The organism is Halalkalibacter akibai JCM 9157 (genome assembly GCF_000513135.1).
GTDB lineage: Bacteria > Bacillota > Bacilli > Bacillales > Bacillaceae_D > Halalkalibacter > Halalkalibacter akibai.
This window is the reverse complement of record NZ_BAUV01000034.1, coordinates 40,461-48,222: the sequence shown is the minus strand read 5'-3', so window position 1 is coordinate 48,222 and position 7,762 is coordinate 40,461. Positions and strand designations below refer to the sequence as shown.

Below are 7,762 nucleotides of genomic sequence, written 5' to 3'. Positions count from 1 at the left end.
AGGTCATCTGAGTCCTCGAACAGCACTAAACCTTGATTTTTTAGGTGATAAGGTCCTCTCAGTCCGGAAGAGTATGGGGTCTGAATATCGGGAGGACACAGGGGCCCTTATTAGTTTCAAAAACCTTGTTTGGGAGGGGTTGGAGGACACAGGAGCCCTTATTCTATGAAAAAGCAGGTGAATCGACTTGAATATTGGTAGATAAGGTCATCTGAGTCCTCGAACAGCACTAAACCTATGATTAATAAGGAGATAAGGTCCTCTCAGTCCGGAAGAGTATGGGATCCAAGGGTGAGAGGACACAGAGGCCCTTATTAGTATCAAAAAACCTATTCCTCAAGGGTTGGAGGACTCAGGAGTTCTTATTCAATAAAAAGCAGTTGGAACGACTAGAACTTCAATCAATAGGGTCACCTGAGTCCTCGAATACCACTAAACCTATAATCTAAAAGGAGATAAGGTCCTCTCAGACCGCAACAACCAATACCTATTGTTTCTCTTTAAGTAAGTTTGCTAAAACATGGGCTTTAAATTTTTCAATCTTTTTCCCCTCGTAATACCTTACACCTTTTTCTTTTAATTTCTGAACGTACCAACCTTTGCTGCCAGTGTACATTAATCAACACCCTCTCATGAAAAAAATAAACAGAACAAGTAAGTAACACTACTTGTTCTGTTTCAGTAGGAGTGAATCCCCGCACTCTCACATATATGCAATCAGTTGTGAGAAGATGAAAGAAAACAATAATAAAAAAAGAGCTTAACATGAGGGAACACCCCTGTTAAGCTCTATCTCTAAATCTAACTTAGTTTTGTTTAATTGAAATGACAGCAGTTTCTGTTAAACCAACTTGTTTTTGTTTGTTAATTTGAACAAATTCGCCTTCAGCAAGGTTTGTAAATACAATTGGTGTGATCGTTGAAGTTGCATTAGCTTTGATGAAGTCTAGGTCAAAGCGTAGTAGCTCTTGGCCTTGTGTGATCGTATCATCTTGTTTTACTAAAGCTTCAAAGCCTTCACCTTTTAGATTTACTGTATCTAATCCAACGTGGATAAGGATTTCTTTTCCTTCGTCAGATAAAATACCGATTGCATGTTTTGTTGGGAATAAGTTTACAATCTTACCTGAGACAGGTGATTTAACAACACCTTCAGTAGGTTCAATAGCAAAACCATCGCCCATCATTTTGCCAGCGAATACTTGATCTGGCACCTCAGTGATCGGCATTACTTTTCCTGCTAAAGGAGAAACGAATGAGATATCTCCTGCAACTGCAACCGATTCGTTAGCTGGTGTTTCTTCTGTTGCTACAGGCGTACGGCCGCTAATAATATCTTTCATCTGAGTTTTAATCTGATCAGATCTTGGACCGAAAATGGCTTGGATATTATTACCCATTTGCATGACACCTGAAGCTCCAAGTTTCTTTAATGTCTCTTTTTCTACTTTTGCTACATCGGCAACACTAACGCGTAAACGAGTGATACAAGCGTCTAAGCTTGTTAAGTTTTCTTTTCCACCAAGTGCTTTTAATACTTGATAAGGAAGTTCAGACGTATTTGTTGTTGAAGTGCCTGCATCTTCAGTAATTTCTTCACGACCTGGAGTCATTAAGTTCCACTTTTTAATCGCGAAACGGAACCCGAAGTAGTATATAACTGAGAAAACAAGACCTATAGGGATAACAAGCCACCAGTCTGTACGATTTGGTAACACCCCGAATAGTAAAAAGTCGATAATTCCTCCAGAGAAAGTCATACCAATTTTAATATCGAGTAATTGCATAATCATAAATGAGAATCCAGCGAAAACAGCATGAATGGCAAAAAGAACTGGTGCCACAAATAAGAAACTGAATTCAATTGGTTCTGTAATACCTGTTAAGAAAGAAGTTAGAGCAGCTGAACCCATGATTCCGGCAACTAATTTCTTTTGTTCTGGACGTGCACAGTGATAAATAGCTAATGCTGCAGCAGGAAGACCGAACATCATAAATGGGAATTTACCTGTCATGAATGTTCCAGCAGTCAACTCAGCTCCATCACGAAGTTGAGCAAAGAAGATACGTTGATCTCCGCGAATAATATCACCAGCTGCGTTTGTATACGATCCAAATTCAAACCAGAAAGGTGAATAGAAAATGTGGTGAAGACCAAACGGGATTAAAGCACGTTCAATCACACCGAAGATAAACGCAGAAACGGTTTGGTTTGATTCAACCATTAAATAAGACACGTTGTTTAAGCCAGCTTGAACAGTCGGCCAAACGAAATACAAAGCAATACCGATTAATAAACCGAAAAAGGCTGTAGCAATCGGTACAAAACGTTTCCCGGCAAAGAAGCCAAGGTATGATGGTAATTCAATATTAAAATACTTTTTATAGGTGAAAGCGGCTAGAAGTCCAGCGATAATTCCTCCGAATACTCCCGTTTGTAAAGTAGGGATCCCAAGGACTAAAGCAGTTCCTTCAGCAGCATTAACCATATCTGCTTCAATGCCACCGATAACACTCATGGTCACATTAATAATTAAGTAACCAATAAGGGCAGCTAGTCCAGCAACACCGTCTCCATCAGACAGACCAATTGCAACCCCTACAGCAAATAGCAAGGCAAGGTTTGCAAAAACAATGTCACCGGCACTTTCCATAATACTTGCGAGCATAACAATCCAACTCGCTTCAAGCGCTGGAATACGCGCGACTAAATCAGGGTTTTGCAATGCATTACCGAAAGCTAATAAAATACCAGCAGCAGGTAATAAGGCAACTGGTAGCATCAATGCTTTACCAACACGTTGCAACACGCCGAACGAATTCTTAAACATGTAACTTCCTCCTAGTTGTTATTTCTAAAAATAAATGATGTTTATGCAACAAAAAAGGCATGAGCGAAAAGGGGAAACATGCAGGTCCTGTCAGAAGAGTTGGTTCTCTTCCTTCCAAAATCTGCAATCGCTTCCTTTCCACTCATGCCTGCTTTACCAGTAACACGTAAAAAAGAATATAATAGCATTTATCTATTGCTTAGAAAGTCGCTGAAGGTGCAAGGTCAAGTAGACGGCTTCAGCTTCTGGTATGGTCTTTTTTAAAGTGTGTTGCATAATCTTCATCAATTTCCATGACAAATTGTAGCACACTGGATATTCTGCTTGCAACACATTTTTTAGCGGTTCTTGATTTTCCATAAATTGTTCTTTATTTATCCGTTCAATGGCAAGATGGAGGTGGCGAACAAGTCCAAGGTAGTTGATGTCTTCGCGATCCATTTTTATTGAAAGAGATTGTTCAATTACTTGTACAAGCTCAGCGATTAATTGGGTATGTCGATTCACTTCCTGCAAAGAACGTCTCGTTAAAGCACTGTGAATGTGAAGAGCGACAAATCCAATTTCACCAGGCGGGATTTCTAAGTTCAGTTGTTTATTTAAATATTCAATGAGCTCACTAGCAACTAAGAACTCTTTAGGATAGGCCAACTCTGTTTCTGATAGAAAAGGATTTTTTATGTCCAACCCTTGCTTAACTCTTTTAATCGCATAGAAAAGATGGTCGGTAAGAGTGATGTGAATATGCTCATGCAGACGGATCGAGAATCTGTCTTCAACAATTTCAATAATATCATTCATGAGACCAATAAAGTTTTCATCAACATAATCAAGAAGCTGCTTATATTGTTCCTGATCTTTTTCTTCTCTAAGCACGAAAAACTTTTCCGCTTGTTCTCCTGCGACAGTATCTCCTGGTTTTTTCCCGAAGCCTAGTCCATTACCAATTAAAACGACTTCTTCGTAATCTGGATGCTCGACAACGAGTACATTATTATTTAACACTTTTTTAACGCTCAGCATCAACTTCCTCCTTTCTAGCAGCTTGACGAAAATTGTCGAAAGTTACTCTTTTTGTTTTAATCTTAGCTTGTAAAGGTTTTCTAGTCAATTAAGATCTTCTCATATAGGAATGTCAGTAAATGGATTCGAAAAGAATAGGTCGCTTTTCCACTAAATATCCACTAGTATGAAGGGTGAATGATAAGTAGGAGCTGTTACAATTGAAACAACCATTAAATTATAAAGAAATGATCAGTAAAGTTGAAGAGATTAATACTCGAAATTATGATTATGAACAACCTTTCTTTGATGCAGTCGATCAATTATTAGACGAAAGCGAAGGAAAGCATGTAGCTAAGCTGTTGACAGAGTCATTTGAGCGAATGTTGACTCAAGTGAGTACGGAAATGAATATCATTGAACAAGAGTTGAGTTTGACTCCTTCATGCAAAGCAGGGTGTGCTCACTGCTGCTATTTTCCCGTCTTAAGTACGAGACTTGAAGCGAAAATGATGTTGATGTTTATTCATCAGTTGCCCAAAGAAAGAAAAGAGAAGCTGTTGAATCAGATTAAATCTTATAGTAAGCAATTTTCGGCTAAGTTAGAGGATGTTAAACAAATTAATTTTAAAACGGACGAATCCTATAAAATGAAATATATCAATCTAAAGTTGCCTTGTGTGTTTCTAGATGAAAAGTCAAAAAAGTGTACAGCGTATGACATTAGACCAGTCTCATGCAGAACCTATGTAAATTATGTTGATGTAAATGTATGTGAAAAAGAAGACTTACCAGAAGGACCCGTAACCTTTGAATTCCTTCATCATTACTATGTGCAAGGAATGAATGAAATAATAGTCGAAATACTAGAGGTCGTAAAAGACAAAGACCTCGGCTTCTCCTATCCAAAAGACGCAGCCGACGTCCATTACCTTCCTATACTTTTAGAAGAAGAGTTAGCTGCTTTTTTATAAGTGCTTTTAAAAAAGAATTGTTGGTATAACCAAAGTGAAATGAAGCGGAAGGCACTTGACTCCTGCGGGAAATAGAGGTAGAGCCGAGGCCCCACAGGCGCAGCCGAGGAGGCTCGGCACCTCCCCGCGGAAAGCAAGTGCCTGCAGCACAATGTAACGGATCCGAGGGTATATGAATGACTACCAACTAACTAACTTCACAGAAATTATCTAAAAATTTCTATTTATTTTCCGTTTAGTAAAAACAGCACTCGTGGTATTATTAAAATAAGTCGAATCGCCATTCTTTTTATAAAGATTGCTGCATAGGCTAGCATTACTCACTAATAAAATTTAACCTAGATAGAAATGCTTTTCAGGGAGGGATACTAGTGGAAGAGAAAGAATTTCGTACGTATTTTGAAGAGCGAGTGTCAGAGGCGAAAGTTCAATTTGAACGAACTGTAGACTGTAAACACACGGAGTTTGATGACTTATACCCGTATATGACAGAGCAACCTCAATTTTTCTGGTATAAGCGTTACGTAGCTTGGCAGGAGTTACTCACAGTTGTCAAAATAGCTGAAGACATGGATGTTAATTGGAGAACGCTTTTCCTAGATAAACAAGCTTCTTTTGTTGAAGGAAGAGTGCTAGATGCGAAAGTGCTAGATGATTGGTATGAAGAACAAGAAAAGCTAGAAACAGAGTCTTCTAAAAATGAGTAAATTTACAGATTAAAAGAAACGATGATTTCGGGGGATGTATCAAAAGGCGATAGGAACCTTTTGAGGCATCCTCTATTTGTGTAAGGAGTGTGTTTAGTTGAGGTTATTTGCCGTGTTCCTGATTCTGGTTACCTTTGTTACAGCCTGTCAAACAGCATTTGAAACGGAAGAAACAAGTCCGCAACCTGTAGATGATGAGGGGACGCAAGAAAGAGATGAAGAGGCTAGTAACGAGTTGAGGGAAAGAGATGAGGTTCAAGAGGAAGAAGAACTGTTGGATGTTGACTTAACATCCTTTGCTAATCGTCAGCCTAATCAATGGGCGGAGACGGTGAGTGGCGTCAAAACAAGATTACATACTGATGAAAAAGTGATTGCTCTAACATTTGATGCGTGTGGTGGTCCTTATGGCAATGGATATGATGAGGAGTTAATCACTTTTTTACAAACAGAGCAGATTCCAGCTACTCTTTTCTTTAATGAGCGTTGGATTTTAGAGCATGAAGATTTATTATTAGAGTTAGCAAGTGACCCTTTGTTTCAAATCGAGAATCATGGAACGGCACATGTTCCTTTATCTGTAACTGGTCATTCTGCTTGGGGCATAAAAGGGACAAGTAGCCTGAAGAGGTTGTAGATGAGGTGCTCGGTAATCAAGAGACGATTAAACGGTTAACAGGACAAGCTCCAACCATGTTTCGTTCGGGGACAGCTTTTTATGATGAAATTGCAGTGGAGATCGTCAATGAGTTAGGGTTAGAGGTAGTTAATTTTAATGTGTTAGGAGATGCTGGTGCCACTTTTTCTGTGGAACAAGTTCATCGGGCATTGCTTGGGGCAAAGAGTGGTTCGATTGTTCTTTTGCATATGAATCAGCCTAGCAGTGGGACAGCGGAAGGGGTGAAAAAAGCCGTTTATGATTTGAGGGAGATGGGCTTTTCGTTTGTTTTACTAGAAGATTATGAACTGGAGTAAGGATGAAAAAAGGGTGACTTAACAAGGAAGAATCCTTATAAGTCACCCTTTTATAATGGAATTACATCTCGACTCCGTTTCATTCTACTTTAGAAATACAGCAAGCCTTTTAGTTAAGCGTTATATGTGAGTCGCGGTGTTGATAGATGCCTTCGAGTTTATCGCCAATGTCTTCTTCGATTTCCTCGTTTGTTGGTAAGGTATCGTAGCTTTCGACGATTGTGAATGTTTCGAGGCAGAGAAGATGGTAAGGGTATTTTTCGCCCTTGTCTTCAATGATCGCATAAATTTTGTTTCCTTTTGTGCTAATAAGGTCACCAGGATTTTTAATTGAACGCTTACGGTTGATGGTTACATTCATAACTGGCTTGCACCTCGTTTTTAGCACCATTATCGCCAGAAACAAAAAAGATTATTCAAACTTGCCTATTTTCTTTTGTTGTTTGCTTTGTTTGTACCATTATCAATCATCTCACTTGCCACTTCTTCATTAAACAAGTTCTCTTTAGGTGTTTGGTTGTTCGTTAATGCTTTGCCTTTTTGTGGATTGCGCTTGTTCATAAAAAATCCTCCTTCTGATTGTTTAAATTTGGTTCTACTGTTACTATTTCTTTAGATCGAAAACTTATTCAAAGAGTGGGTGGTTATGTGGCAAAAAACAAGTTTTATGTAGTTTGGAAAGGTAGAAAGACAGGTATTTTTACAACGTGGGCAGAATGTGAAGCGCAAGTTAAAGGATTCACAGGTGCACGCTTTAAATCATTTCCTTCTAAAGCAGAAGCGGAAGCAGCTTTTAAAGGAGAAAAGCAAGTGAAAAAATCCACTGCCCCCATAAAAGAAAAAGGAACAACATCAATAGAAGAGGTTGAATGGGATAGTATCTCAGTAGATGTAGGTTGTCGTGGCAACCCTGGGATAGTGGAATACAAAGGTGTTGATACGAAAACAGGTGAGGTGCTATTTGCTCATGATGAAATTCATATCGGGACTAATAATATGGGCGAATTCCTAGCAATTGTTCATGGTTTAGCATATTTAAAAGAACAAGGAAGTTCCAAAACGATTTACTCTGACTCAATGACAGCGATCAAATGGGTGAAACAACGAAAAGCAAAATCAACGTTAGAAAGAAATGAGAAAACGGCTTACATATGGTCGTTGATGGACCGAGCTGAAAAATGGTTACAATCAAATGATTACCCTAATAAAATTGCAAAATGGCAAACCGAAAGTTGGGGAGAAATAAAAGCTGACTATGGTAGAAAGTAGGCCC

General features: G+C 38.8%; 10 protein-coding genes. 5 read left to right on the top strand and 5 right to left on the bottom strand.

Annotated features, from left to right (window positions below; all coding sequences use genetic code 11):
• Positions 1–487: 487 nt before the first annotated feature.
• The 3 genes from JCM9157_RS24105 to glcT form a co-directional block, all read right to left on the bottom strand.
• The gene (locus tag JCM9157_RS24105; protein ID WP_081734221.1) at positions 488–616 is read right to left on the bottom strand and encodes a DUF2639 domain-containing protein; all 129 of its coding nucleotides are present in this window, start codon (positions 614–616) and stop codon (positions 488–490) included.
• Between the two features lie 190 nt (positions 617–806).
• Complete coding sequence (gene ptsG / locus JCM9157_RS16435) at positions 807–2,831, bottom strand: glucose-specific PTS transporter subunit IIBC (RefSeq protein WP_035666427.1); 2,025 nt, start codon at positions 2,829–2,831, stop codon at positions 807–809.
• 192 nt (positions 2,832–3,023) lie between these two features.
• The gene (gene glcT / locus JCM9157_RS16430) at positions 3,024–3,854 is read right to left on the bottom strand and encodes a glucose PTS transporter transcription antiterminator GlcT (RefSeq protein ID WP_035666425.1); all 831 of its coding nucleotides are present in this window, start codon (positions 3,852–3,854) and stop codon (positions 3,024–3,026) included.
• Between the two features lie 200 nt (positions 3,855–4,054).
• Here glcT and JCM9157_RS16425 point away from each other — a divergent pair, with 200 nt between their 5' ends.
• From JCM9157_RS16425 to JCM9157_RS25470, 4 genes are all read left to right on the top strand, one after another.
• The gene (locus JCM9157_RS16425; RefSeq protein ID WP_035666423.1) at positions 4,055–4,807 is read left to right on the top strand and encodes a YkgJ family cysteine cluster protein; all 753 of its coding nucleotides are present in this window, start codon (positions 4,055–4,057) and stop codon (positions 4,805–4,807) included.
• Between the two features lie 371 nt (positions 4,808–5,178).
• The gene (locus JCM9157_RS16420) at positions 5,179–5,514 is read left to right on the top strand and encodes a hypothetical protein (protein WP_035666422.1); all 336 of its coding nucleotides are present in this window, start codon (positions 5,179–5,181) and stop codon (positions 5,512–5,514) included.
• Between the two features lie 97 nt (positions 5,515–5,611).
• Positions 5,612–6,151, top strand: coding sequence for a polysaccharide deacetylase family protein (locus JCM9157_RS25475; RefSeq protein WP_052013204.1), 540 nt, complete (start codon positions 5,612–5,614; stop codon positions 6,149–6,151).
• Between the two features lie 5 nt (positions 6,152–6,156).
• Complete coding sequence (locus JCM9157_RS25470; RefSeq protein ID WP_052013203.1) at positions 6,157–6,489, top strand: polysaccharide deacetylase family protein; 333 nt, start codon at positions 6,157–6,159, stop codon at positions 6,487–6,489.
• Positions 6,490–6,598: 109 nt separating this feature from the next.
• Here JCM9157_RS25470 and JCM9157_RS16410 read toward each other — a convergent pair whose 3' ends face one another.
• Positions 6,599–6,850 carry a hypothetical protein gene (locus tag JCM9157_RS16410; protein ID WP_035666420.1) on the bottom strand — a complete coding sequence of 84 codons (252 nt, stop codon included), beginning with the start codon at positions 6,848–6,850 and terminating at the stop codon, positions 6,599–6,601.
• A 65-nt stretch (positions 6,851–6,915) separates the two neighbouring features.
• The gene (locus tag JCM9157_RS25815; protein WP_268870957.1) at positions 6,916–7,050 is read right to left on the bottom strand and encodes a hypothetical protein; all 135 of its coding nucleotides are present in this window, start codon (positions 7,048–7,050) and stop codon (positions 6,916–6,918) included.
• 87 nt (positions 7,051–7,137) lie between these two features.
• On the opposite strand from JCM9157_RS25815, the gene rnhA reads away from it, so the two are divergent.
• The gene (gene rnhA, locus JCM9157_RS16405) at positions 7,138–7,758 is read left to right on the top strand and encodes a ribonuclease H (RefSeq protein WP_035666418.1); all 621 of its coding nucleotides are present in this window, start codon (positions 7,138–7,140) and stop codon (positions 7,756–7,758) included.
• Positions 7,759–7,762: the final 4 nt, after the last annotated feature.